22 protein-coding genes and 1 pseudogene are annotated in these 24,299 nt (G+C 71.7%); 7 read left to right on the top strand and 16 right to left on the bottom strand.

All coding sequences use genetic code 11. The features are described 5' to 3' along the window. Window positions 1–6 precede the first annotated feature (6 nt). The 3 genes from ACZ4N4_RS02360 to ACZ4N4_RS02350 are packed head-to-tail and all read left to right on the top strand — an operon-like array spanning window position 7 to window position 1,106. Window positions 7–258 (top strand): acyl carrier protein, encoded by a 252-nt coding sequence (locus ACZ4N4_RS02360; protein WP_360493705.1) that lies wholly within the window; start codon window positions 7–9, stop codon window positions 256–258. Window position 259: 1 nt separating this feature from the next. Continuing rightward, window positions 260–739 (top strand): SRPBCC family protein, encoded by a 480-nt coding sequence (locus ACZ4N4_RS02355; protein WP_467583466.1) that lies wholly within the window; start codon window positions 260–262, stop codon window positions 737–739. A gap of 34 nt (window positions 740–773) precedes the next feature. Then, window positions 774–1,106, top strand: a complete 333-nt coding sequence (locus tag ACZ4N4_RS02350; protein ID WP_362567803.1) for a TcmI family type II polyketide cyclase — start codon at window positions 774–776, stop codon at window positions 1,104–1,106. A gap of 78 nt (window positions 1,107–1,184) precedes the next feature. Here ACZ4N4_RS02350 and ACZ4N4_RS02345 read toward each other — a convergent pair whose 3' ends face one another. From ACZ4N4_RS02345 to lipB, 6 genes are all read right to left on the bottom strand, one after another. Continuing rightward, entirely contained in the window at window positions 1,185–2,180 is a 996-nt protein-coding gene (locus tag ACZ4N4_RS02345; RefSeq protein ID WP_453575315.1) for a methyltransferase, read from the bottom strand. Window positions 2,181–2,294: 114 nt separating this feature from the next. Further along, window positions 2,295–3,392 (bottom strand): right-handed parallel beta-helix repeat-containing protein, encoded by a 1,098-nt coding sequence (locus tag ACZ4N4_RS02340; protein WP_467583463.1) that lies wholly within the window; start codon window positions 3,390–3,392, stop codon window positions 2,295–2,297. Between the two features lie 146 nt (window positions 3,393–3,538). Further along, window positions 3,539–4,240, bottom strand: coding sequence for a DUF4191 domain-containing protein (locus ACZ4N4_RS02335; protein WP_467583460.1), 702 nt, complete (start codon window positions 4,238–4,240; stop codon window positions 3,539–3,541). Window positions 4,241–4,309: 69 nt separating this feature from the next. Beyond that, a complete protein-coding gene (locus tag ACZ4N4_RS02330; RefSeq protein WP_453575064.1) occupies window positions 4,310–4,507 on the bottom strand; it encodes an SCO2195 family GlnR-regulated protein in 198 nt (65 codons plus the stop codon). A 238-nt stretch (window positions 4,508–4,745) separates the two neighbouring features. After that, window positions 4,746–5,711, bottom strand: coding sequence for a lipoyl synthase (gene lipA, locus ACZ4N4_RS02325; RefSeq protein WP_453575063.1), 966 nt, complete (start codon window positions 5,709–5,711; stop codon window positions 4,746–4,748). A gap of 127 nt (window positions 5,712–5,838) precedes the next feature. Beyond that, window positions 5,839–6,636: a lipoyl(octanoyl) transferase LipB gene (gene lipB / locus ACZ4N4_RS02320; RefSeq protein ID WP_450759826.1), complete on the bottom strand. Its 798-nt coding sequence runs from the start codon at window positions 6,634–6,636 to the stop codon at window positions 5,839–5,841. A gap of 248 nt (window positions 6,637–6,884) precedes the next feature. On the opposite strand from lipB, the gene ACZ4N4_RS02315 reads away from it, so the two are divergent. Next, entirely contained in the window at window positions 6,885–8,354 is a 1,470-nt protein-coding gene (locus tag ACZ4N4_RS02315; RefSeq protein ID WP_453575061.1) for a regulator, read from the top strand. A gap of 401 nt (window positions 8,355–8,755) precedes the next feature. On the opposite strand, the gene ACZ4N4_RS02310 is transcribed toward ACZ4N4_RS02315, so the two are convergent. Both ACZ4N4_RS02310 and ACZ4N4_RS02305 read right to left on the bottom strand, forming a co-directional pair. Then, window positions 8,756–10,114, bottom strand: coding sequence for an NAD(P)/FAD-dependent oxidoreductase (locus ACZ4N4_RS02310; RefSeq protein WP_467583456.1), 1,359 nt, complete (start codon window positions 10,112–10,114; stop codon window positions 8,756–8,758). A gap of 160 nt (window positions 10,115–10,274) precedes the next feature. Further along, complete coding sequence (locus tag ACZ4N4_RS02305) at window positions 10,275–11,168, bottom strand: TIGR01777 family oxidoreductase (RefSeq protein WP_467583454.1); 894 nt, start codon at window positions 11,166–11,168, stop codon at window positions 10,275–10,277. 72 nt (window positions 11,169–11,240) lie between these two features. On the opposite strand from ACZ4N4_RS02305, the gene ACZ4N4_RS02300 reads away from it, so the two are divergent. Next, window positions 11,241–11,729, top strand: coding sequence for a GNAT family N-acetyltransferase (locus ACZ4N4_RS02300; protein ID WP_467583451.1), 489 nt, complete (start codon window positions 11,241–11,243; stop codon window positions 11,727–11,729). Between the two features lie 3 nt (window positions 11,730–11,732). Here ACZ4N4_RS02300 and ACZ4N4_RS02295 read toward each other — a convergent pair whose 3' ends face one another. Then, window positions 11,733–12,917 carry a MarP family serine protease gene (locus tag ACZ4N4_RS02295; RefSeq protein WP_467583448.1) on the bottom strand — a complete coding sequence of 395 codons (1,185 nt, stop codon included), beginning with the start codon at window positions 12,915–12,917 and terminating at the stop codon, window positions 11,733–11,735. Between the two features lie 190 nt (window positions 12,918–13,107). Between ACZ4N4_RS02295 and ACZ4N4_RS02290 the strand changes: the two are divergent. Continuing rightward, window positions 13,108–13,890: pseudogene (locus tag ACZ4N4_RS02290) on the top strand (peptidoglycan recognition protein family protein); the annotation flags it as partial. Between the two features lie 360 nt (window positions 13,891–14,250). Further along, complete coding sequence (locus tag ACZ4N4_RS02285; protein ID WP_467585287.1) at window positions 14,251–14,496, top strand: hypothetical protein; 246 nt, start codon at window positions 14,251–14,253, stop codon at window positions 14,494–14,496. 3 nt (window positions 14,497–14,499) lie between these two features. On the opposite strand, the gene ACZ4N4_RS02280 is transcribed toward ACZ4N4_RS02285, so the two are convergent. The 7 genes from ACZ4N4_RS02280 to lpdA form a co-directional block, all read right to left on the bottom strand. Further along, window positions 14,500–15,018 carry a DUF4240 domain-containing protein gene (locus ACZ4N4_RS02280; protein WP_453575311.1) on the bottom strand — a complete coding sequence of 173 codons (519 nt, stop codon included), beginning with the start codon at window positions 15,016–15,018 and terminating at the stop codon, window positions 14,500–14,502. 56 nt (window positions 15,019–15,074) lie between these two features. Beyond that, entirely contained in the window at window positions 15,075–16,064 is a 990-nt protein-coding gene (locus ACZ4N4_RS02275; protein ID WP_453575052.1) for a helix-turn-helix transcriptional regulator, read from the bottom strand. Between the two features lie 77 nt (window positions 16,065–16,141). Further along, window positions 16,142–18,844 (bottom strand): pyruvate dehydrogenase (acetyl-transferring), homodimeric type, encoded by a 2,703-nt coding sequence (aceE, locus tag ACZ4N4_RS02270; RefSeq protein WP_467583445.1) that lies wholly within the window; start codon window positions 18,842–18,844, stop codon window positions 16,142–16,144. Window positions 18,845–19,168: 324 nt separating this feature from the next. Beyond that, window positions 19,169–19,669, bottom strand: a complete 501-nt coding sequence (locus ACZ4N4_RS02265) for a signal peptidase II (protein WP_467585284.1) — start codon at window positions 19,667–19,669, stop codon at window positions 19,169–19,171. 60 nt (window positions 19,670–19,729) lie between these two features. Next, window positions 19,730–20,353: a GntR family transcriptional regulator gene (locus ACZ4N4_RS02260; RefSeq protein WP_453575049.1), complete on the bottom strand. Its 624-nt coding sequence runs from the start codon at window positions 20,351–20,353 to the stop codon at window positions 19,730–19,732. Between the two features lie 416 nt (window positions 20,354–20,769). After that, window positions 20,770–22,560 carry a 2-oxoglutarate dehydrogenase, E2 component, dihydrolipoamide succinyltransferase gene (gene sucB, locus ACZ4N4_RS02255; RefSeq protein WP_467583442.1) on the bottom strand — a complete coding sequence of 597 codons (1,791 nt, stop codon included), beginning with the start codon at window positions 22,558–22,560 and terminating at the stop codon, window positions 20,770–20,772. A gap of 60 nt (window positions 22,561–22,620) precedes the next feature. Further along, window positions 22,621–24,009 carry a dihydrolipoyl dehydrogenase gene (lpdA, locus tag ACZ4N4_RS02250; protein WP_350790338.1) on the bottom strand — a complete coding sequence of 463 codons (1,389 nt, stop codon included), beginning with the start codon at window positions 24,007–24,009 and terminating at the stop codon, window positions 22,621–22,623. Between the last annotated feature and the right edge of the window lie 290 nt (window positions 24,010–24,299).

Here is a 24,299-nt window from a genome sequence, read left to right as displayed (position 1 = left end):
GTCCCAATGAGCATCACCGTGGACGAACTGTCCGAACTCATGAAGAAGGCCGCCGGCGTCACCGTCGCCCCGACCGACCTCCAGGACCGGGCCGACAGCGGCTTCGACGCCCTCGGCGTCGACTCGCTCGGCCTGCTCGGCATCGTCGGCGAACTGGAGAACCGGCACGGCGTGCCCATGCCGGTGGACGCCGAGCGGTGCAAGACCCCCCGTCAGTTCCTCGACCTCGTCAACAGCGCCATGCCCGCGGGAGCCTGACATGACCGGACACACCAAGAACGAGATCACCATCGCCGCGCCCGTCGACCTGGTCTGGGACATGACCAACGACGTGGCCAACTGGCCCCAGCTGTTCAGTGAGTACGCCAGCGCCGACATCCTCGAAGAGGAGGGGAACAAGGTCACCTTCCGGCTGACCATGCACCCCGACGAGAACGGCAAGGTGTGGAGCTGGGTCTCCGAGCGCGAGGCGGACCGCGCCCACCTCCGTGTCAAGGCCCGCCGGGTCGAGACGGGCCCGTTCGCGCACATGAACATCCTCTGGGAGTACGAGGAGGTGCCCGCCGGCACCCGGATGGTCTGGACCCAGGACTTCGCGATGAAGCCGGAAGCCCCCGTCGACGACGAGTGGATGACCGACAACATCAACAGGAACTCCAAGGTCCAGATGGCCTTGATCCGGGACAAGATCGAGAAGGCGGCCACCGGCCGGCGTCCCGACCCGGCCCTGGCCGACTGAGCCGGCCGCGGGGAAGACAGGAACGGAGAGACACGTGCACCAGGCCCTGATCGTCGCCCGTATGGCACCGGGCTCCGCCCCCGACATCGCGAAGGTGTTCGCGGAGTCCGACCGGGGAGAGCTGCCGCACCTCGTCGGGGTCGTCCGGCGCAGCCTCTTCCAGTTCGGTGATGTGTACATGCACCTCATCGAGTCCGAGCGCGAGCCGGGACCGGCCATCGCCAAGGTCACCTCGCACCCCGACTTCAGGGACGTCAGCGACCGTCTCACGGCGTACGTCAGCGCGTACGACCCGGAGACCTGGCGCTCTCCGAAGGACGCGATGGCCCAGCGCTTCTACCTCTGGGAGCGCGACGGCGGCGCGTGACCCGTCGTACCGCCGTACGCCAACGGTGCCGGACCCGCGCAGAACGCGGGCCCGGCACCGGCATGTCCGGGACCTGCCTCAGGCGGGCACCGTGCAGTCGAAGGCGTGCAGATACGGGTTGACGGGGCGGATGTCGTTGACGCTCAGACCCGCTTCGGTCAGCCGGCGCACCATGCTGTCCGTGGTGTGCTTTGCGCCGCCGACGTTCAGGAGCAGCAGCAGGTCCATCGCCGTGCTGAACCGCATCGACGGGGTGTCGTCGACCAGGTTCTCGATCACCACGACCCGGGCCCCGGGACCGCCCGCCGCGACCACGTTGGCCAGCAGCTGCGCGGTGGACTCGTCGTCCCACTCCAGGATGTTCTTGATGATGTAGACGTCCGCGTCGACCGGCACGGCCTCCCGGATGTCACCCGGCACGATGCGCGCCCGGTCCTCCAGGTCGCCGCCCGGGCGCAGCCGCGGCAGGGCCTTCTCCACCACCCGCGGCAGATCCAGCAGATAGCCCTTCATCGCCGGGTACTTGTCCAGCAGACAGGCCACCACATGCCCCTGGCCGCCGCCGAGGTCCGCGACCGACCGGCTGCCGGACAGGTCGAGCAGCGCCGCGACCTCACGGGCCGACTGCTCGCTGGAGGTGGTCATCGCCCGGTTGAAGACGTCCGCCGACTCCGGTGCGTCCTCGTTCAGGTAGACGAAGAACTCCTTGCCGTAGAGATCCTCGATGACGTTACGGCCGCTGCGCACGGCCTCGTCGAGCTTCGGCCAGGCGTCCCAGGTCCACGGCTCGGTGCACCACAGGGCGATGTACCGCAGGCTGTGCGGGTCGTCCTCGCGCAGCAGCCGGGAGGTCTCGGTGTGGGCGAACGTCCCGTCCGGGCGCTCGGCGAAGACGCCGTAGCAGGACAGGGCGCGCAGCAGCCGGCGCAGCGGCCTGGGGTCGGTCTTCACCGCGGACGCCAGGCTCTCCACGGTCATCGGGGCGTCCCCGAGCGCGTCGGCGACGCGCAGCCGGGCGGCCGCGCGGACGGCGGCGGCACAGGCCGCCCCGAACACGAGCTCGCGCAGCCGCATCGACGGCGGCGGTGCGTCGTCCCGCGCCGGGTCCTTCGCCGGCGCCGAGAGGCCGCGTGCTGGTGCGGTCATGTGCCGCCTTCCTTCCTTGTGGGGTGACGTACGGCCGTCAGGTCAGCACAGACCCGCGGGCTTGGACTTCTTGCAGGTGTTCTGCTTGAAGGCGTTGCCGTGCTTGGTGGCTTCCTGGTTGACCAGGTCGGCGGGGGCGTTGCCCGACAGCTTGTTGCGGGTGATCTGGTTCTTGTCGCTGGTGGCGCCCACGAAGCTCTTGAAGACCACGACACCGCCCGACATCGGGGACTTGCCCGAGTTGCCGGTGACCGTGTTGCCGGTGACCAGGGTGTCCTCGGCGCCGGTCAGGACGATGCCGGAACCCTGCAGGAAGGACAGCCGGGCGGTCTTCTTGCAGTACTTGTTGTTCTTCACGACCTGGTTGTCGGCGACGGTGATGTGACCGGCCTTCGGCTTGTTCTCGTCGCCGACGACGAACACGCCCGCGCAGTTCCCGGTCACCGAGTTGTCCGAGACGGTCAGGTTGCGCAACCGGCGCACGGTGGCGCCGATCCGGTTCTTCTCCAGCAGGTTGTGGGCGACCACCGTGCCGTCGGTGTCGGTGGCGCCCTTCTCCGCGGTGATGGAGTTGGCGAGGAACAGGCCCGCGTCGCCGTTGCTCCGGGCGACGTTGTACCGGTAGGTGCTGTGCACGGACCGCTCTTCGGCGATGCCCCACTGCCCGTTCTTCACGGCGGCCACGCCGTGCACGTTCAGGTTGGCCGTGCCGACCGCCATGACACCGGTCCGGGAGAACCCGGTCACGGTCAATTGGGCGATGGTGACGTCCTCGACGGGCTTGTTCTTGGCGCCGACCACGCAGATGCCGTTGCCCATCTCCGCGCAGGACTTCTCGGCGGCGGCCTTCTTGGCCATGGCCTTCTTGGCCTTCTTGGACTTCTTGGCCGGCTGGAGCACGGTCTTCGGGCCCACCCCGCGCAGCGTGAGGCTGGGCGTGGTCACCTTGACGCTCTCGTGGTACGTGCCGGCCAGCACGAGGACGGTGTCGCCGGGCTCGGCCGCGTTCACGGCCTTCTGGATCGACTCACCCGGATGCACCTCGAGGATGCGGTGGGCAGCGGTCGCCGGGGCGGCGCCGAGCAGGGAGCCGCACAGGGCGGCGGCGCAGGCGAGGTATGTGATATGGCGTTTTGTCACATTTGGCAGGTTAGGAGCCGATGACCCGATTACCCGCTGGATAGGCCGTTCGGCGGCGTGTCATCCGGGCCGCGGCGGGCCGGACCGGAGAACGCGAAGGCGGGGCGGCCGCATCGCGACCGCCCCGCCTTCGCGTTCTTGAACGCCTACCGCCCCCGAGGACCGCCCTTGGGCATCCGCATGCCCTTCGGCATCGGTCCCTTCGGCAGCGGCATGTTGGACATCAGGTCACCCATCGCCCGCAGCCGGTCGTTGGTCGACGTCACCTGGGGGCCGGTCAGCACCCGCGGGAACTTGAGCATCGTGGTCCGCAGCTTCTTCAGCTCGACCTGGCCCTCGCCCGTGCCCACGATCACGTCGTGCACCGGCACATCGGCCACGATCCGGGCCATCTTCTTCTTCTCGGCGGCCAGCAGGGTCTTCACCCGGTTCGGGTTGCCCTCGGCGACCAGGACGATGCCGGCCTTGCCGACGGCCCGGTGCACCACGTCCTGGCTGCGGTTCATCGCCACCGCCGGGGTCGTCGTCCAGCCCCGCCCGATGTTGTCCAGAACGGCGGCCGCGGCGCCCGGCTGGCCCTCCATCTGGCCGAAGGCCGCCCGCTCGGCCCGGCGGCCGAAGACGATCGCCGTCGCGAGGAAGGCGAGCAGCAGGCCCAGGATGCCCAGATAGACCGGGTGGCCGATCAGGAAGCCGATCACGAGGAAGACAGCAAGGGTGCCGAGACCGACACCAGCAAGTACAAGACCGATCGTCTTATCGGCCTTGCGGGTCATCTTGTACGTCAGGACGATCTGCTTCAGTCGCCCGGCATTCGCAGCGTCCGCTGCGGGTTCCTTCCTCGCCATGACCCGAAGTCTACGTGGCCCCGGGAGTGCCTTCGACGGCAGTGCCCGGAGAAGGGCCGGAGAGGGCCCTCAGGAGCGGCCGGCGACCTGCTCGAGGAAGAGCTGCGCCTCGACCCGGTCCTTGGCGCGACGGCGGTCCTCCAGCACGGAGGTCCAGGCGTTCTGGCGGGCGGTGCGCTGTCCGCCGCTCATCAGGAGGGACTCGACGGCGCGCAGCGCGTCGGTGAAGGACGGAATGGCGGTGGCGCGAACGGGCGCGGCCTGCATGGTGAAGGTCCCCCCTCGGAGTGGGTGTACGTGCTGTGATACCAGGGTCACTGATTGGTGTTACCAGGGCGTGACCGACCGGTCAAACACCAATGAAACCTTGATACGCGCGCCCCGCACGCTGACGCGGTCCTGACGGGCGTCCTCATCAGCGAGGACGGTCAGGACCGCGGTCATTCGGACATTACTGGCCGGTAGTAACTTGTGCGCGAATTCACACGCTTGCCGGGTGCTGGAGTCAGACCGCCTGCACGGCGACGAACGCGCCCCGCTTCTCGATGGCCATCTGGTAAAGCCGCCCGGCGCGGTAGGAGGAGCGGACCAGCGGCCCGGACATCACACCGGAGAAGCCGATCTGCTCGGCCTCCTCCTTCAGCTCCACGAACTCCTGCGGCTTGACCCAGCGCTCCACGGGGTGGTGCCGCACGCTCGGGCGCAGGTACTGCGTGATGGTGATCAGCTCGCAGCCGGCCTCGTGCAGCTGGCGCAGCGCCTCGGAGACCTCCTCGCGGGTCTCGCCCATGCCGAGGATGAGGTTCGACTTGGTGACCAGGCCGAAGTCACGGGCCTCGGTGATGACCTTCAGGGAACGCTCGTAGCGGAAGCCGGGGCGGATCCGCTTGAAGATCCGCGGCACCGTCTCGACGTTGTGCGCGAACACCTCGGGGCGGGACTCGAAGACCTCGCGCAGCAGCTCCGGGACGGCGTTGAAGTCCGGGGCGAGCAGCTCGACCTTGGTGCGGCCGGCCTCGCGCTCCGCCGTCTGCGCGTGGATCTGGCGGACGGTCTCGGCGTACAGCCAGGCGCCGCCGTCCTCCAGGTCGTCACGGGCGACGCCGGTGATGGTGGCGTAGTTCAGGTCCATGGTGACCACGGACTCGCCCACGCGGCGCGGCTCGTCGCGGTCCAGCGCCTCGGGCTTGCCGGTGTCGATCTGGCAGAAGTCGCAGCGCCGGGTGCACTGGTCACCGCCGATGAGGAAGGTCGCCTCGCGGTCCTCCCAGCACTCGTAGATGTTCGGGCAGCCGGCTTCCTGGCAGACCGTGTGCAGACCCTCGCTCTTCACGAGATTCTGCATCTTCGTGTACTCGGGGCCCATTTTCGCCCGGGTCTTGATCCACTCGGGCTTGCGCTCGATGGGGGTCTGGGCGTTCCGGACCTCCAGGCGCAGCATCTTGCGTCCGTCGGGTGAGACTGCGGACACGTCGGCTCCCTGTAACTTCGATTCCTCGGCGTACACCAGGGTACGCCCGTGATTGCTGGGCCCTTCCGTGGAGGCCAACCCCCCGGCCGCAGGGCGCATTCCCTGGGCCGGGCCGGGGTCTTCTCGGTCAGGCCGGGGTCTTCTCGATCTCGCGCGGCTTGAGCTCCGCGTTCTCCAGGACGTCCTTCAGGTGCCGTTCCACCACCGGCAGCACCTCCTCGATCGTCACGTCCCGGCCCAGCTCGCCCGCCAGGGAGGCCACCCCGGCGTCCCGGATGCCGCACGGGATGATCCGGTCGAACCACTTGTTGTCCGGGTTCACGTTGAGCGCGAAGCCGTGCATCGTGACGCCCTTGGCCACCCGGATGCCGATCGCGGCGATCTTCCGGTCCTCGCGGCGCTGCCCGGCGTTGGAGGGCGCGTACTCCGGGCCGTTGAGGCGGGGGTCGAACTCCTCGTCGTGCAGCCGGGGATCGAAGTCCAGGGACAGCCCGCCCAGCGCCGGCCGCTGCTCGACCGGGTCGCCGAGCACCCACACCCCGCTGCGCCCCTCGACCCGGGTGGTCTCCAGGCCGAACTCGGCGCAGACGCGGATCAGTGCCTCCTCCAGGCGCCGTACGTGCGCGACCACGTCCACCGGGCGCGGGAGCTTCTGGATCGGATAGCCCACCAGCTGGCCCGGGCCGTGCCAGGTGATCTTGCCGCCGCGGTCCACGTCGATGACCGGGGTGCCGTCCAGCGGCCGCTCGTTGTCCGCGGTGCGCCGGCCCGCCGTGTACACCGGGGGGTGTTCGAGCAGCAGGACCGTGTCGGGCGCCTCGTCGGCGAACCGCGCCGCGTGCACCCGGCGCTGCTCGTCCCACGCCTCCTGGTACTCGACGGCGTCCGCGCCGAACCCCATGCGGACGAACCGCAACTCACTCACGGCAAGCGCCTCCCTCGGGCGATGGGTGTGTCAGGCACATAACGCGCCCAAGCCACTGTACGTCCGCCCGTCGCGCGTCAGCCCTGGGGTCAATCCTCACACGATCGGATGAATGAAGGTCGAAATGTGCGATCGGCTGCTCACTCTCCGCTACATTCGCGCCGTCCACGAGCGCCAAAAGGGCTGCTCACCGGCAATCCGGGCACAAGCTACCGAGCTGAGCCAGAAGGCAGGAGACCGCACCGCAGATGACGGACCGACCCGCGCAGCGCACCCCCAACCGCCAGCTCGCCGCGCTTATCGCAGAAGCAGGGTTCTCCAACGCGGGTCTGGCCCGCCGGGTCGACCAGCTCGGTCTCGAACACGGGCTGGATCTCAGATACGACAAGACGTCGGTCACCCGATGGCTACGTGGCCAGCAGCCCCGGGGCACCACCCCCGCCCTGATCGCCGAGGTCTTCACCCGGCGCCTCGGCCGCCGGCTCACCGCCCAGGACCTGGGCCTGGACGCCTGCGCCCCGGTGTACGCCGGGCTGGAGTTCGCGGCCACCCCCGAGGAGGCCGTCGACATCGTCGGCGGGCTGTGGCGCAAGGACTCCGGCAGCCACGCCGAACTCCGCAAGATCGCGTTCACCCCGGCCGGGCTCGTGGTGCCCAGCCGGGACTGGCTGATCGGCCGTGCCGACGACCGGGTGGCCCGCGGTGAACCGGCACCCGCGGCGGTGGGCCGGGTCCCGGCCCAGACCCGCCCCGCCGTGCCCAAGCCGACGCTCGCGCCGGGACGCCCGCGCGGTCAGGCCGAACGCGGGCCCGGCCAGCGGGTCACCGGCGGGGACATCGCCGCGCTGCGCTCGGTCGGCGAACTGTTCCGCACGCTCGACGACGCGTACGGCGGCGGCCACGCCCGGCAGGCACTGGTGCGCTATCTGGAGCACGAGTGCGAGCCGATGCTGCGCGGCACGTACGGCGAGCAGACCGGCCGCAAGCTGTTCGGCGCGGCCGCCGAGCTGACCCGGCTCGCGGGCTGGACGTCGTACGACATCGCCGCGCACGGGCTCGCCCAGCGCTACTTCGTCCAGTCCCTGCGCCTCGCCCAGGCGGCCGGGGACCGCTCCTACGGCTCCTACGTCCTCGTCACGATGAGCCGCCAGGCCGTCTACCTCGGCCACGGCCGGGAGGCGGTGCAGCTGGCCCGGGTGGCCCAGCAGGGCGTGGGCACCAACGCCCCGCCGATCGTGCAGGCGCTCCTGCACGCGGCCGAGGCCCGGGCCCACGGAGTCCTCGGCGAGGTACGGGCGTGCACCGGCGCGCTGGTCCGGGCCGAACGCGCCCTGGCGGCGGCCCGGCCCGGCGACGAAGTCCCCCAGTGGGCCCGCTTCTTCGACGAGGCGCAGCTCGCCGACGAGTTCGGCCACTGCCACCGGGATCTCCAGCAGTTCCGGGCGGCAGCGCAGCACGCGGAGCGCTCGCTGCAACTCCGTGCGCCCTCCTATGCGCGCAGCCGCCTCTTCTGCCGGGTCGTCCTCGCCACGGCCCGTCTGGGCCTCGGCGAACTCGACCAGGCGTGCACGCTCGGCGCGGAGGCGGCGGGCGCCGCGGCGGAGATGCGCTCGGTGCGCGCGATCGAGTACGTCAAGGACTTCGAACGCCGACTGGAGCCGTACAAGGACGCGGCGCCGGTGAAGGGCTACCGCGACAAGGTCGCCGCACTGAACTGACCGCCGCGCGACTGGATGCCGGGCCGGTCGGCACCTGACTCGGCGCCGGCCCGGCCCGGCCATCGGCTTGGCGTTGGGGCAGCCCGCGTCCGGCTCGGCGCTGGGCCGGCCCGCTTCCGGTTTGGCGTTGAGGCGGCCCGCGTCCGGCTAGGCGTTGGGCCGGCCCGCGCCGGTTCGGCGCTGGGTCGGCCGCGTCCGGCTCGGTGCTGGGGTCTGCGACCTTGGCTCTCTTTCCCGCCTGGGCGGAAACCTCTTTCCGCCGCGGCGGTGATCGGCCACGACGGCGTTGTCCGGCGGTGCCGAGCCGTTCGGCGCTACGCGCCATTGCCGGTTCCGGCCTGCGGCCGGGTGCGGCGCCGTCGTGGCTTCTCGCGCAGTTCCCCGCGCCCCTGAAGGCGCGTCTACGCTGCGCGGCGTTGCGTTGGTTCCGCCGCGTGCATCGAGTCCGATACACCCAGGTCCGTCAGGATCGCCGCCGTTGCCCGATGGGCCGAATGCAGAGCCCCCTGGACCGTGCTGGTGTCGCGGTGGTCGCCGCAGACGTAGAGGCCGGCCAGGAGGCGGACCGGGCGGCGGAGGTCGTGCGGCGGGCGCATCGCCGGGATCGCCTCCGGCGTGTGGTGGACGGCCAGGGTCTCCCAGCGGTGCGTCGACGTGCCGTAGAGCCGGGCCAGGTGCGTCCGGACCGCCGTGTCGACGTCGGGGGGCGGCGGCCCGAGGACCGTCGAGGAGATCAGCGCGCGGCCCTGCGGCGCCCGGCTCGGGTCGATGTTGCTGACCACCGAGGTGTGGGAGACGGGCCCGCCCCGGTCCGCGTCGAGGAGGAGCGACGCCCCCGTCGTGAGCGCCGCCGGCTCGTCCGTGGTGTGGTGGACCACCGTCACCTGGTGGAAGTCCGGCACCCGCAGACCGGGCAGCAACCCGGCCGCGGCCCGCGCGTCCGTGGCCAGCAGCACCGCCCGGCAGCGGATCACGCCGTGCTCGGCCGTCGTCACGGACGTCGTCGAGACCGCGGTGACCCGTACGCCCGTGTGCACCGTGCCGGGCGGGAGGGCGCGGGCGAGGAGCTCCGGGAGGACCTCGGCGCCTCCCTCCGGCACGCACAGCCGCCCGCTCGCGAAGGACCGCAGGGCGAGGTCCGCACACCGGCTGGACGTGGTCAGCTCCGGGTCGCAGAGCAGGGCCGCGAGCAGCGGGCGCAGAAAGCCGTCGATCGTACGGGCGGGCACCCCCCGCTCCGCGAGGGCGTGTGCGGCCGGGAGTTCGGGGCGGGCGAGGATGCGTTCCACCGGGGTCGTGGCGATCCGGCCCAGCGCCGCACCGAGCCGCGCCTGGTCGACCGCGCCGCCCATCGGCGCGGTCACCCGCGCCGGCGATACGGCCGAGCCGCCCCTGGGGGCGCTTGCCAGGGCGCGCACCGCATACAGTGCGCCCCTCGCGCTCCCGCCGCCCGCCGGAGCGCCGGCCCGGTGCCTGCGCCCGTCGCGATGCAGCAGTACGCCGGGCGCGAACCGGCGCAGAACCAGGGCGTCCAGTCCCGGTGCCAGCTTCAGCTCCGGGTAGGACGTGGACAGGAACTGCCCTATCCGGTCGAGCCGGAAGCCGTCGACCTTCTCGGTCGACATTCGGCCGCCGACGTAAGGGGCGGCCTCCAGGACCGCGGTCGTTACTCCTGCGCTGTTCAGCCGATGAGCCGCGGAGAGACCGGCGACACCGGCTCCCACGATGACGACGTCCGCCTGGTACGCGGGCTCATGCACGAGGCCCCTCCTCGATTGCGCGTCCGGTGGAGACGTGATGCCCCCAACCGGCTCTGGGGATACCCGAGTTCGGGTCGAGGTTAGGACGGTGATCGGTCAAGGACAGTCGCGCATGAACAGGGCACGGTCGCACGCCGGTCGCATACGGTCACATGGGTGGTCAGGCCGCGCGGATCGCGTCCTCGATGCCCGGGAACGCGAAGGTGAACCCCGACTCCAGCAGCCGCTTCGGCACCACCCGTTGGCTGCCGAGCACGTCCCCGGCCATCTCGCCGAGCGCCAGCCGCAGCGCCTGCGAGGGGACCGGGAAGAGGGCCGGGCGGCGCAGTACCCGGGCCATCGCCTCGGTGATCTCACGGTTCGTCAGGGGGTGCGGCGCGGTGAGGTTGAAAGGGCCCTCAAGACCCTCGGTCTCCATCAGGAACCTGATCGCGGCCACCTCGTCGTGCAGCGCGATGAACGACCAGTACTGGCGGCCGTCGCCCAGCCGGCCGCCGAGCCCCGCATTGAACAGCGGGAACAGCCGGCCCCAGGCCCCGCCGCCGCGGGCCACCACCAGACCCGTGCGGATGAACACCGTCCGGATGCCCGCCTCCCGAGCCGGCGCCGCGGCCTCCTCCCACTCCACGCACAGCGACGGCAGGAAACCGTCCCCGGGTGGCGCGTCCTCGTCGACGACCCGGTCGCCCGTATCGCCGTAGAAGCCGATCGCGCTGCCGCTCACGAACACCCGCGGCGGCTCCTCCAGGGCCGCCACCGCCTCCGCGAGCGCGGACGTGCCGAGGACCCGGCTGTCCCGGATCCGCTGCTTGTAGGCGGCCGTCCAGCGCCGGTCGCCGATCCCGGCCCCGGCGAGGTTCACCACCGCGTCGCAGCCGGCCAGGCCGGCCGCGTCCACGTACTGCCCCTCGGGGTCCCAGCAGACCTCACCGGAGCCGTGGGCCCCGCGCCGCACCAGGCGCACCACCTCGTGCCCGTCCGCCCGCAGGGACCGCACCAGGGCGTTGCCGATCAGACCGGACGCGCCGGCCACCGCGATACGAGAGCGTTCCATGTATCCCAGCATGCCGGGAGCGGCGCCGGAAAACGCGTGGGACCCGGGTGCCGCCGGACTTAGGGTGACCACATGCCGGAACCGTACATACGCACCGCTCTGCCCGACGACGACCAGGAACTCCGCGCCCTGGACCGCGCCACCTGGTCGTACCTGCACGCCGTGCACCCCGAGCCGCAGCCGCCGTACGACCCCTTCTTCGACGAGCGCCACGCCCCCGAGGACACCCTGGTCGCCGAGCTCGACCGGCGCATCGTCGGCTACGTCCGCCTCGGGTTCGCCTACAACATCGCCTCCAACGCGCACGTCCGGCAGATCCAGGGCCTCGCGGTCGCCGAGGAGGCCCGCGGCCACGGGGTCGCCCGGGCGCTGCTGCGGGCGGTGATGGAGGAGGCCCGCCGCCGTGGCGCCCGCCGGATCCGGCTGGGCGTCCTCGGGCACAACGCGCCGGCGCGCAGGCTCTACGAGTCGGAGGGCTTCGCCGTCGAGGGCGTGCTGCCGGGGGAGTTCCTGCTGGGCGGCGAGTACGTCGACGACGTGATCATGGGCCGGGCGCTGTGACGGTCAGGACGTGATCAGCTCGCCGGTGTCCACCGGCGCCGTGGCGGTCGCCCCGCGGGTGGCGTCCGAGGCCACCTCGTCGGCCGTCAGGACGTACCCCGTCTCGTCGTCCGACGTGGAGCGGGCGAACACCACGCCGTACACCCTGCCGCCGGTGGTCAGCAGCGGACCGCCGGAGTTGCCGGGGCGGACCGTGGAGCGGATCGAGTAGATGTCACGGGTCACGGTGGCGTCGTTGTAGATGTTCCGGCCGGTGGCCGGCACCTTGGCGGCCACCGTGGCCGCCTGCAGGTTCAGGTCGCCGTCCTGCGGATAGCCGGCCACCACGGCCGAGTCGCCGCGCGCCGCACCGGTGTCGAACCGCAGCACCGGCGCGCGCAGCCGCGGCACGTACAGCACCGCCACGTCCCGGTCCGGGTCGAAGAGCACCACCTGCGCCTCGTACGACGCCCCGACCCCGCCGATCCGCACGCTCGGGTCGGTGATGCCGGCCACCACGTGGGCGTTGGTCATCACATGCTCCGGCGCGTACACGAACCCGCTGCCCTCACGGCCCTGGGCGCCCGACACACCCTCGATCTTGACCGTGCTGCGCTTGGCCGCGCCGGTGGCGGCCGCCGTGACGCTGTCGCCCGTCGGCTTGGCGACCCGGGCCGTCGACTCGTTCTCGAACGGGTTGAAGACCTGCGGGAACCCCGCCTCCGTGAGGGCCGAGGTGGCCCGCGAGAACCAGGCCGGCGTGGTGTCCGGCATGGTGTTCTGCACCGCGCCGAGCAGCTTCGAGTCCTGTATCGCCGTCGTCACCGCCGCCGACGAGGACGCGCCCAGCACGCTCGCCGCCACCCAGGCCACGATCAGCACCGCCACCGAGTTGGCCGCCGCCCCGCCGATCCCGTCGGCCACCCGCAGCGGCCCCTGGTCCAGCTCGCGGCGCAGCCGCAGCGCCAGCCGCCCCGCCAGCTCGTGCCCGACCACCCCCGGCACCAGCACCGTCAGCACCGCGACCACCGTCGCCGTCGCGGATCCGCGGGTGACCAGTTCCATCACCCACGGCAGCACCCACACGCCGATGACCGCGCCGCCCACGAACCCGGCCAGCGAGACGCAGCCGGCCACCAGCCCGCGCCGGTAACCGGACGCCGCGTAGACGAGGACCACCAGTACGAGCACCAGGTCGAGCAGGTCCACGGAGCCGCCTTTCTCTCGGTGCCCTTAATACGGTCGGGACAGGTCCAGTGATCAGTCCACACCCGCGGGAACGCCGGGAACCGGCCACGCGTGCGTGTACCCCCTGAAACGCCTCGGACCGGGACGTTGGTTCCATCAGGTGGCACAGCACACATCGCGGGCGGAGTGGATCAACCCGAGAGTGGTTGCCATGCGTGTCTTCCCCAGAGCAGGGCGGCGCACCAGAACCACCGTCCTGACGCTGCTCGGCTGTCTGCCCGGCCTCGCCGCCGCCCTCGCGCTGCTGCTGTCCGCCCAGGGCACCGACCGCCCCGTCGCGATCCACCTCGCCGCGCCCGCGCCCGCCAGCCCCGCCACCCGCTACCGGGCGCCCCGGCCGCGTATCGTGCCGCGCTCGGCCTGGCTGAACGCCACCGTCCGGCGCACCCAGCCGCCGCCGCGCTACGACGACAAGGTCGTCGCCGTCTTCGTGCACCACACCGACTCGCCCAACGGCTACTCCTGCGCCGAGGTGCCCGAGATCATCCGCCGCCTCTACACCGGCCAGACCGGCGACCGGGCGTGGGACGACATCGGCTACAACTTCCTCGTCGACCGCTGCGGCACCATCTACGAGGGCCGCGCCGGCGGCACCGAGCGGGCCGTCGTCGGTGCCCACACCCAGGGCTTCAACCACCGCACCGCCGGTATCGCCGCCCTCGGCACCTTCACCGCCGGGGTACCCGTGCCGCGCGCCATGACCGACTCGATCGCCGCCCTCGCCGCCTGGAAGCTCGGCCTGGCCGACGTCGACCCGCGCGCCAGGGCCCGCCTGGTCTCCAGCAACGGGCTCAGCCGCTACCGGGAGGGTGCCGTGGTCGCCCTGCCCGCCGTGGCCGGCCACCAGGACGGCTACATGACCAACTGCCCCGGCGCCGCCCTCACCGCCCGCCTCCCCGAGATCAGGGAGGCGGCGGCCCGGCTCCAGGGCAGGGTGCCACCGGCCGCGACCCCGCCCACCGCGACCCCGCCGGGACCGCCCGCCGCGATCCCGCCGGGACCGCCCGCCGCGATCCCGCCGGCAGCGCCCGCCGCGACCCCGCCGGCAGCGCCCGCGGCGACTCCGCCGGGTACACCCGGGTCGACCCCGGCCCGAACACCTCCGAAGACGCCTCTGACAGCCCCCCTCAAAGCACCCCTCAAAGCCCCCCTCGAAGTACCCCTCAGGTTCCTGAAGACACCCGTGGAAGCATCCGTGGACGCGTCCACAGGAAGGCCATAGGCGGCACGCAGGCCGTTCAGATCCCCGCGTCCTAACGTCATGGACAACACAGGCCGACCGGAGGCGGGGATCATGAACAGCAGCCGTACCGAAGCCCGCGGGGACACCAAGGGCAGCACGGAGAAGGACCGTTGGGTCAGGTCCGCGCGCGGCCCCTGGGCCGTGGTCTGCGCGGTCGCGACGGTCGTCCTCGGCCCGGCCGCGGTCACCGCGTCCGCCCTCGACCAGGCCAACGCGGCGCCGATGCACCACGCGGTCAAGGCCGAACAGACCCAGGCGTACATCCCCTCGGACATGACCCGCCGTCGTACGGCGTAGCACTCACTCCTTGAAGCGGGCCCAGAGTCTGGGGAACCGTTCCGCGAGCGCCCGCTCGTTCTCGAAGTCGACCGGGGTGCCCTCCGGTTCGGAGGGCGCGGGGGCGATGCCCAGGTCCGGTGCCACGGTCCCGGTGAGCTGCTCGTACGCCTCGTCCGCCGCGTACCCGAGCTCCTCGCCGTCGCCGTCGATCTCCTCGTCGAAGTCGCCCAGCGACTCCGCCAGCCCGTCCGGGTCGTGCAGGGCGCCCTCGAAGACCTCCCGGCCCTGGCCGATCAGCCAGCACCGGAAGAAGTCGAACGCGTCGTCGCTGGCCCCGTCGAGCAGCACCGACGCGGCGCCCCACAGGTCCCAGCGGTAGGCGCGGTTGTAGCGGGCCTCGAAGTGACGGGCGAAGTCCAGCACCATGTCCGGATCCAGCTGGAGCAGCCGGTCCACGAGCAGGTCCGCCTGGTCCTCCGGGTCGCCCTCGGCGGCCTCGCGGGTGCCGTCGACCAGCTCCCAGAACTCCGTCTCGTCCATCACGGGTCCAGCATCGTGCCTGTGCGCCGGGGGCGCACGCGGAGTGGTGCGGATTGTTATCCGCAGTCCTCCGCCGGTGGGTACAGCCGCGCCAGGCGCCGTGCGTCCGCCGCGAAGCGTGCCCTCAGTCCCGGCGGCGCGAGCACCTCCGCCTCCGGGCCGAGCGCGGTCAGCTGACCGTGCGCGACCTCCTCGCTCTCCACCGGCAGGGTCACCGTCACCCACCCCCGCGCGTCCGGGCCGCCGGCGCCCGCGAGCGCCTGTCGCGCGGTCACCGGATCGACGGCGTACGGCAGTCTGCGCAGGCCGACCGCCGACAGCCGCACCACCACCTCGGCATGCAGGATCGACCGTGCGAACTGCTCCGCCCGCCGGTCCCAGAACCCCGGCAGGTCGAACTCCTCGTCCCGCGCGAACCGCTCCTCGCCGGCCTCGACCGAGGTGAAGCGGTCGATCCGGTACACCCGGTAGGAGTCGGTCTCCGTGACCCGCGCGCACAGGTACCAGACACCGGCCTTCAGCACGAGCCCGTACGGCTCCAGTTCCCGCCGCACCTCCGACTCCCCGCGCCGGTAGTGCGCGACGACCCGCCGGTCGTCCCACACCGCGTCGGCGACGGCCGGCAGCAGTGCGGGCGTGCCGGGCTCCGCGAACCAGTTGGGCGCGTCCAGATGGAACCGCTGGGCCGCGGTCCGGGACGCGTCCCGCAGCGACGGCATCAGCGCGGCGGACACCTTCAGGCGGGCGGCACTGGCGGCGTCCGCCAGCCCCATCTCCCGCAACGCCCCCGGCACCCCGCTCAGGAACAGTGCTTCGGCCTCGCTCCGCCCCAGCCCCGTCAGCCCCGTCCGGTAGCCGCCGACCAGCCGGTACCCGCCCGCCCTGCCCCGGTCCGCGTACACCGGCACCCCCGCCTCCGACAGGGCCTGCGCGTCCCGCATCACGGTCCGCTCGGACACCTCCAGCTCGGCGGCCAGTTCACCGGCGGTCATGGCGGACCGGGACTGGAGCAGAAGCACCATTCTGATCAGACGGGCGGCGCGCATGCGTCCCATGATGCCGGGCCGGAAAAGGATCTCCGCCGCAACGGAGAGCCGTTGCGGCGGAGAGAGACGCGCGTTTCCTACAGGCCGTAACGCTCCCGGGCTTCCTTCACCGCCGCCGCCTTGACCTCGCTGCGCCTGGCCAGCTGGGCCAGGGCCGCGACGACGACCGACTCGGCGTCGACGCCGAAGTGGCGGCGGGCCGCGTCCCGGGTGTCGGAGAGACCGAAGCCGTCGGCACCCAGGGAGGACCAGTCCTGCTCGACCCACTGCGCGATCTGGTCCGGGACCTGGCGCATGTAGTCGGAGACGGCCAGCACCGGGCCCTCCGCACCCTGCAGCGCCTGACGGACGTACGGCACCCGCTCCTCGCCGCGCAGCAGGGCGGCGTCCGCCTCCATGGCGTCACGGCGCAGCTCCGTCCAGGAGGTGGCGGACCAGACGTCGGCCGCCACGCCCCACTCCTCGGCGAGCAGCCGCTGCGCCTTGAGCGCCCAGTGGATCGCCGTACCGGAGCCGAGCAGCTGGATGCGTGGGGCGTTCGCCACCACCGAGAGCCCGGCCGACTCCGCGGTGTTGAAGCGGTACAGGCCCTTGACGATGCCCTCGTCGATACCGAGCCCGGCCGGCTTCGCGGGCTGCGGGAGCGGCTCGTTGTAGACGGTCAGGTAGTAGAAGACGTTCGGGTCCTCGCCCGGGGCCGACTCGCCGTACATGCGGCGCAGACCGTCCTTGACGATCGTCGCGATCTCGTAGGCGAAGGCCGGGTCGTACGACAGCGCGGCCGGGTTGGTCGCGGCGATCACCGGGGAGTGGCCGTCGGCGTGCTGCAGGCCCTCGCCCGTCAGGGTCGTACGGCCGGCGGTCGCGCCGACGAGGAAGCCGCGGCCGAGCTGGTCGCCGAGCTGCCACATCTGGTCGGCGGTGCGCTGCCAGCCGAACATCGAGTAGAAGATGTAGAACGGGATCATCGCCTCGCCGTGCGTCGCGTACGCGGTGGACGCGGCGATGAAGTCGGCCATCGAACCGGCCTCGGTGATCCCCTCGTTGAGGATCTGGCCGTTCTTGGCCTCCTTGTAGTACATCAGCTGGTCGCGGTCGACCGGCTCGTACGTCTGCCCCTTGGGCGAGTAGATCCCGAGGGACGGGAACAGGCTCTCCATGCCGAAGGTACGCGCCTCGTCCGGGACGATCGGCACCCAGCGCCTGCCGGTCTCCTTGTCGCGGACCAGATCCTTGACGAGCCGGACGAAGGCCATCGTCGTCGCCACGTTCTGCGAGCCGGAGCCCTTGTCGAAGGAGGCGAAGGCCTTGTCGGCGGGGGCCGGCAGCGGGGCCAGCGGGTGCGTACGGCGGGCCGGGGCCGGGCCGCCGAGGGCCGCCCGGCGCTCCTGGAGGTAGCGGACCTCGGGGGAGTCGGCGCCGGGGTGGCCGTAGGGCACCTGGCCGTCGGCGAAGTCACTGTCCTTGATGGGCAGTTCGAGCAGGTCACGCATCTGCTTGAACTCGTCCACCGTCAGCTTCTTCATCTGGTGGTTGGCGTTCTTCGACGCGAAGCCCTGGCCGAGGGTGTGGCCCTTGACGGTCTGGGCCAGGATGACGGTCGGGCCGCCCTTGTGGTCCAGGGCCGCCTTGTAGGCCGCGTACACCTTGCGGGCCTCGTGGCCGCCGCGCGAGAGGTGGAAGCACTCGATGATCTTGTCGTCGCTGATCAGCTTCGCCAGCTCGGCGAGCGCCGGGTCCTTGCCGAAGAAGTCGGCGCGGATGTACGCGGCGTCCCGGGTCTGGTACGTCTGCACCTGCGCGTCCGGTACCTCACGGAGGCGCCGTACCAGCGCACCGGTGGTGTCGAGCGCGAACAGCTCGTCCCAGGCGTTGCCCCAGAGCGACTTGACGACGTTCCAGCCGGCGCCGCGGAACTGGGCCTCCAGCTCCTGCACGATCTTGAAGTTGGCGCGCACCGGGCCGTCGAGGCGCTGCAGGTTGCAGTTGATGACGAAGGTCAGGTTGTCCAGGCCCTCGCGGGAGGCGAGTGCGAGGGCGGCCGTCGACTCCGGCTCGTCCATCTCGCCGTCGCCGAGGAACGCCCAGACGTGCGAGGACGAGACGTCCTTGACGCCCCGCGCGGTCAGGTACCGGTTGAAGCGGGCCTGGTAGATCGCCGACAGGGGGCCGAGGCCCATGCTCACCGTCGGGAACTCCCACAGCCAGGGCAGGCGGCGGGGGTGCGGGTACGACGGGAGGCCGTTGCCGCCGGCTTCCTGGCGGAAGTTGTCGAGGTGCGCCTCGGTCAGCCGGCCGTCGAGGAAGGCGCGGGCGTAGATGCCGGGGGAGGCGTGGCCCTGGATGTAGAGCTGGTCACCGCTGCCGTCCCCTTCCTTGCCCTTGAAGAAGTGGTTGAAGCCGGTCTCGTAGAGCCAGGCCGCGGAGGCGAAGGTGGCGATGTGGCCGCCGACGCCGTGCTTGCTGCCCCGGGTGACCATCGCGGCCGCGTTCCAGCGGTTCCACGCGGTGATCCGGCGCTCCATCTCCTCGTCGCCGGGAATGGCTGCCTCGGCGGCGGTGGGGATGGTGTTGACGTAGTCGGTCTCCAGCAGCTTCGGCAGCACGATGCCGCCCGCCTCGGCGCGCTCCAGGGTGCGGCGCATCAGGTACGCGGCACGGTGCGGCCCGGCCTCCCTGGCCACGGCGTCCAGTGAGGCCTGCCATTCGGCGGTCTCCTCCGGGTCCCGGTCGGGGAGCTGGTCGAGCGCGCTCGGCTGGATGGCCTGGGGGTCGGTCATGTCGCCGCCTTCCTCAGTCGAAGGGGGTTCCCTCATCGGTTAAAGGGTTCGGGGGTGCCCTTGGTCTTTGGCAGGACAGGGCGGCGGGCCCGGGTGCGGGCCCGTCGGCGACAATAACTCCCTGATCGATGATCGATCAAAGGGTTGAGGGGCAAAACTTCTCGATTCCGAGAAAGTCGGCACGGGGTGCCTTGGGCGGTGGCACCGGGTGACGTGATCGGAACGGGGTTTGCGCAGGTGGGACGGGGTTTTGAGCGGGCGTGCGCTCTTGTGTTCCGACGGTCGGGGAGAGGGCTACGGGACCTCGAACCACGAGACCTCGGACTACGAGGCCTCGGGAAGGGTTGCCGGGCCGGCGGGCCCCAACTCCCGTCCCCGCAAGGACAGCAGGACCGCCAGGACACTGCCGCAGGTGATCGCCCAGTCGGCGAGATTCATCACACTGAAGTCGCGGACCGCGATGAAGTCCACCACCGCGCCCTGCATGCCGCCCGGCGAACGGAAGACACGGTCCGTCAGGTTGCCCAGCGCCCCGCCGAGCAGCAGCCCGAGCGAGACCGCCCACGGCATGCTGGTCAGCCGGCGCGAGACCCGGACAACGGCCACGGCGACGGCCGCCGCGATCAGCGTGAACACGAACGTCGTCGCATGACCGATACCGAACGCCGCGCCGGGGTTGCGCTGCACCCGCAGCTCCATCCAGGTACCGAGCACCGGGACGGGAGCGCGGCCCTCCAGCCATGCGACCACGGCCACCTTGCTCCCCAGGTCGACGGCGTACGCGAGGCCCGTCACCCACCCCAGCAACCACACCCGCCGCCGCATGGCGGGCGTACCGCTTGCCGTCACGCTCGGTCCCCTCGATTCCCTCGTGCCGCCGGGCCGTCATGCCCGCGGCGCGCACCCCAGCACATGGGCCTTCACGATATCGGCGATGCGCGGATCCCGGCGCTGGAACGCGGCCACCAGTTCCTCGTGCTCCTCCGCGTACGACTGCTGGACCGTCCCCAGCCAGCGGATCGACAGCGCCGTGAAGACCTCGATGCCCAGGCCCTCCCAGGTGTGCAGCAGCACCGAGTTGCCGGCCGCCCGGACCAGCTCGCGGTGGAAGCCGACGGTGTGCCGGACCTGCCCCGTGCCGTCGGCGTTCCGGTCGGCCTCGTACAGCGCCGTGACATGTGGTTCGAGCGCCGAGCAGTCCGACGCCAGCCGCTCCGACGCCAGCTCCGCCGCTATCGCCTCCAGACCGGCCCGCACCGGGTAGCTCTCCTCCAGGTCGGCCGCCGTCAGGTTCCGCACCCGAACGCCCTTGTTCGGCGCCGACTCGATCAGCCGCAGCGACTCCAGCTCCCGCAGCGCCTCCCGCACCGGCGTCTGGCTGACCTCCAGCTCGGTGGCGATCCGTCGCTCCACGATCCGCTCGCCCGGCTTCCAGCGCCCGCTGACGATTCCCTCCACGATGTGCTCGCGGATCTGTTCGCGCAGCGAGTGGACGACGGGCGCGGTCATGGGAGCTCCTTAAGGGCGTTGACGTTTAGACAATACGGCCGGACCGCCTCTCGGGAGAGGCGCACGGGGGCGCTTTCGCGCAGGTGAGACGAGACTTACACGCTTCCCGGCCGGCCGGGGAAGGAGCATGGCCACCCCGGACGACGGGGCAACGGTGCCACGACGGGCCCGGCCAGGTGCCCGGTCCGGTGATTCCGGAAGCCCCACCCCACGTGGCCGAACTTCTGCGCGCCGCCGGGTTCGACGACGACGCGGGCGCCGCCGCCGGGCCGGCGCCGCTGGTCGGCCGGTCCGGCGACCGGCTCACGCCCGGGTGATACGACGGTGCCCCGCCCGGAGAAGCTCCGGACGGGGCACCGTACGACCCTTGGTCGGGTCAGAGGCCGAAATCGACTTCGTCGAGATCCTCGGTCTTGTTACAGGCCGAGCTCGACCTCGAACTCGCCCGCCTCCAGGATCGCCTTGACGGCCGTCAGGTAACGGGCCGCGTCGGCGCCGTCCACCAGGCGGTGGTCGTAGGACAGGGTCAGGTACGTCATGTCGCGGACGCCGATGACCGTGCCCTCCTCCGTCTCGATGACGGCCGGACGCTTGACCGTGGCACCGATGCCGAGGATCGCGACCTGGTTCGGCGGCACGATGATCGTGTCGAACAGCGCGCCGCGCGAGCCGGTGTTGGAGATGGTGAAGGTCGCGCCGGACAGCTCGTCCGGGGTGATCTTGTTGGCGCGGACCTTGCCGGCCAGGTCCGCCGTGGCCTTGGAGATACCGGCGATGTTGAGGTCACCGGCACCCTTGATGACCGGGGTCATCAGGCCCTTCTCGGAGTCCACCGCGATACCGATGTTCTCGGCGTCGAAGTAGGTGATGGTGCCCTCGGCCTCGTTGATCCGGGCGTTGATGACCGGGTGGGCCTTCAGCGCCTGGGCGGCGGCCTTGACGAAGAACGGCATCGGGGAGAGCTTGACGCCCTCACGGGCCGCGAACGCGTCCTTGGCCTGGGCGCGCAGGCGCATCAGGCGGGTCACGTCGACCTCGACGACCGAGGACAGCTGGGCCTGCTCGCGCAGCGCCTTGACCATGTTGTCGCCGATGACCTTGCGGATGCGGGGCATCTTGACGGTCTGGCCACGGAGCGGGGAGACCTCCAGCGTGGGGGTCTTCTTCGCACCGGCGGCCGGAGCGGCGGCGGCCGCGGGGGCCGGAGCGGCCTTCGCGGCCTCGGCGGCGGCGAGCACGTCCTGCTTGCGGATACGACCGCCGACGCCGGTGCCCTTGACGGAGCCCAGGTCGACACCGTTCTCGGCGGCGAGCTTGCGTACCAGCGGGGTGACGTAGGCGCCCTCGTCGACCGGAGCGGCCGGAGCCGGAGCCGCGGCCGGGGTGACCGGGGCCGGAGCCGCCGGCGCGGGCGCCGGGGCGGCCGGAGCCGGAGCGGCGGCGACCGGGGCGGGAGCGGCCGGCGCGGGCGCCGGGGCGGCCGGAGCCGGAGCCGCGGGGGCGGCCGGGGCGGGCGCCGGGGCAGCGGCGGCGGGCGCCGGAGCGGGCGCCGCCGGAGCCGGGGCGGCCGCCGGAGCGGCACCCGGGGCACCGATGACGGCGAGCTTGGCGCCGACCTCGGCGGTCTCGTCCTCGCCGACCACGATCTCCAGCAGGACACCGGCGACCGGCGCCGGGATCTCGGTGTCGACCTTGTCGGTGGAGACCTCGAGCAGGGGCTCGTCCTCCGCGACCTCCTCGCCGACCGACTTCAGCCAGCGGGTGACGGTGCCCTCGGTGACGGACTCACCGAGCGCGGGCAGGACCACGTCCGTGCCCGAGGCGCCACCGGCCGGCGCGGCCGGGGCCTCGGCGGGGGCCGGGGCGGGAGCCGCGGGGGCCTCGGCCACCGGGGCCGGGGCGGGCGCAGCGGCCGGAGCCGGGGTCGGCTCGGCGGCCGGTGCCGGGGCGGCCGGGGCGGGCGCGCCGGTGCCGTCGTCGATGATCGCCAGCTCGGCGCCCACCTCGACGGTCTCGTCCTCGGCGACCTTGATCGAGGCCAGCACACCGGAGGCGGGGGCCGGGATCTCGGTGTCGACCTTGTCGGTCGAGACCTCGAGCAGCGGCTCGTCGGCCTCTACGCGCTCACCCTCGGCCTTCAGCCAGCGGGTGACGGTGCCCTCGGTGACGCTCTCGCCGAGCGCCGGAAGGGTTACGGAAACCGCCATGGTTTCGGTTGCTCCTTACGAATTGCGGAAGTCTGAGTCGTCGCGTGTGTCGACCGAGGGTCAGTCGTGCGAGTGCAGCGGCTTGCCGGCCAGGGCCAGGTGGGCCTCGCCCATCGCCTCGTTCTGCGTCGGGTGGGCGTGGATGAGCTGGGCGACCTCGGCGGGCAGCGCTTCCCAGTTGTAGATCAGCTGGGCCTCGCCGACCTGCTCGCCCATGCGGTCGCCGACCATGTGGACGCCGACCACGGCACCGTCCTTCACCTGGACGAGCTTGATCTCGCCCGCGGTGTTGAGGATCTTGCTCTTGCCGTTGCCCGCCAGGTTGTACTTCAGGGCGACGACCTTGTCCGCACCGTAGATCTCCTTGGCCTTGGCCTCGGTGATCCCCACGGAGGCGACCTCGGGGTGGCAGTACGTCACCCGGGGGACACCGTCGTAGTCGATCGGAACGGTCTTCAGACCGGCCAGACGCTCCGCCACCAGGATGCCCTCGGCGAAGCCGACGTGCGCGAGCTGGAGCGTCGGGACCAGGTCACCGACGGCGGAGATGGTCGGGACGTTCGTCCGCATGTACTCGTCGACCAGGACGTAACCGCGGTCCATGGCGACACCCTGCTCCTCGTAACCGAGGCCGGCCGAGACCGGGCCGCGGCCGACGGCGACGAGCAGGACCTCGGCCTCGAACTCCTTGCCGTCGGCGAGGGTGACCTTGACGCCGTCGGCGGTGTACTCGGCCTTCGAGAAGAAGGTGCCCAGGTTGAACTTGATGCCGCGCTTGCGGAAGGCGCGCTCAAGAAGCTTGGAGGAGTTCTCGTCCTCGACCGGGACGAGGTGCTTGAGGCCCTCGATGACGGTGACGTCGGCACCGAAGGACTTCCAGGCGGAGGCGAACTCGACGCCGATGACCCCGCCGCCCAGGATGATCGCGGACTTGGGCACGCGGTCCAGGACGAGGGCGTGGTCGGAGGAGATGATGCGGTTGCCGTCGATCTCCAGGCCGGGCAGCGACTTCGGCACGGAGCCGGTCGCGAGCAGCACGTGCCGGCCCTGGATGCGCTGGCCGTTCACGTCGACGGAGGTCGGGGAGGAGAGGCGCCCCGTGCCCTCGATGTACGTCACCTTGCGGGACGCGATCAGACCCTGCAGGCCCTTGTACAGACCGGCGATCACGCCGTCCTTGTACTTGTGCACGGCCGGCACGTCGATGCCCTCGAAGGTGGCCTTGACGCCGAACTGCTCGCTCTCGCGGGCCTGGTCGGCGATCTCGCCCGCGTGCAGCAGGGCCTTGGTGGGGATGCAACCCCGGTGCAGGCAGGTACCGCCGACCTTGTCCTTCTCGATCAGGGCGACGTCCAGGCCCAGCTGCGCCCCGCGCAGGGCCGCGGCGTAACCGCCACTACCACCGCCGAGGATCACTAGGTCGAAAACGGTGCTGGCGTCGTTCGCCACGTCACGTCCTCCATGCATGTGCGCCGTACGCCGGCACCTTTTTCCCATACGGGTGGTTGACCGGTCGGTCGGCTGGTGTCCGGCCGCTCTTCTTCGGCCCTGTGGTGGGGGCCCTGTCCTGCCGAGCCCCATCTTCGCACTTGTCGGAGGTGAACGAGACGCCGGGCTGGGGTGTGAGACACCACACGCTCACTTGATAACGCCGCGAGGTATCAGCGCCAGTGCGGCTCCGCCGCGTGGGCGCGCGCGGCTCCGACGCTCACCTGCGGGGCAGGCCGGGGGCGGCATGC

The organism is Streptomyces sp. NPDC026538 (assembly GCF_055567535.1).
This window is presented reverse-complemented; position numbering and strand designations above follow the sequence as displayed.

Coding starts and splice junctions, on each gene's coding strand:
- ACZ4N4_RS02355 (WP_467583466.1), top strand. CDS start 260: ATGACCGGACACACCAAGAACGAGATCACCATCGCCGCGCCCGTCGAC.
- ACZ4N4_RS02275 (WP_453575052.1), bottom strand. CDS start 16,064: ATGCGCGCCGCCCGTCTGATCAGAATGGTGCTTCTGCTCCAGTCCCGG.
- ACZ4N4_RS02330 (WP_453575064.1), bottom strand. CDS start 4,507: ATGCAGGCCGCGCCCGTTCGCGCCACCGCCATTCCGTCCTTCACCGAC.
- ACZ4N4_RS02285 (WP_467585287.1), top strand. CDS start 14,251: ATGAACAGCAGCCGTACCGAAGCCCGCGGGGACACCAAGGGCAGCACG.
- ACZ4N4_RS02305 (WP_467583454.1), bottom strand. CDS start 11,168: ATGGAACGCTCTCGTATCGCGGTGGCCGGCGCGTCCGGTCTGATCGGC.
- ACZ4N4_RS02280 (WP_453575311.1), bottom strand. CDS start 15,018: ATGGACGAGACGGAGTTCTGGGAGCTGGTCGACGGCACCCGCGAGGCC.
- ACZ4N4_RS02360 (WP_360493705.1), top strand. CDS start 7: ATGAGCATCACCGTGGACGAACTGTCCGAACTCATGAAGAAGGCCGCC.
- sucB (WP_467583442.1), bottom strand. CDS start 22,560: ATGGCGGTTTCCGTAACCCTTCCGGCGCTCGGCGAGAGCGTCACCGAG.
- ACZ4N4_RS02345 (WP_453575315.1), bottom strand. CDS start 2,180: ATGCGGCTGCGCGAGCTCGTGTTCGGGGCGGCCTGTGCCGCCGCCGTC.
- ACZ4N4_RS02300 (WP_467583451.1), top strand. CDS start 11,241: ATGCCGGAACCGTACATACGCACCGCTCTGCCCGACGACGACCAGGAA.
- ACZ4N4_RS02265 (WP_467585284.1), bottom strand. CDS start 19,669: ATGCGGCGGCGGGTGTGGTTGCTGGGGTGGGTGACGGGCCTCGCGTAC.
- aceE (WP_467583445.1), bottom strand. CDS start 18,844: ATGACCGACCCCCAGGCCATCCAGCCGAGCGCGCTCGACCAGCTCCCC.
- ACZ4N4_RS02335 (WP_467583460.1), bottom strand. CDS start 4,240: ATGGCGAGGAAGGAACCCGCAGCGGACGCTGCGAATGCCGGGCGACTG.
- ACZ4N4_RS02260 (WP_453575049.1), bottom strand. CDS start 20,353: ATGACCGCGCCCGTCGTCCACTCGCTGCGCGAACAGATCCGCGAGCAC.
- ACZ4N4_RS02315 (WP_453575061.1), top strand. CDS start 6,885: ATGACGGACCGACCCGCGCAGCGCACCCCCAACCGCCAGCTCGCCGCG.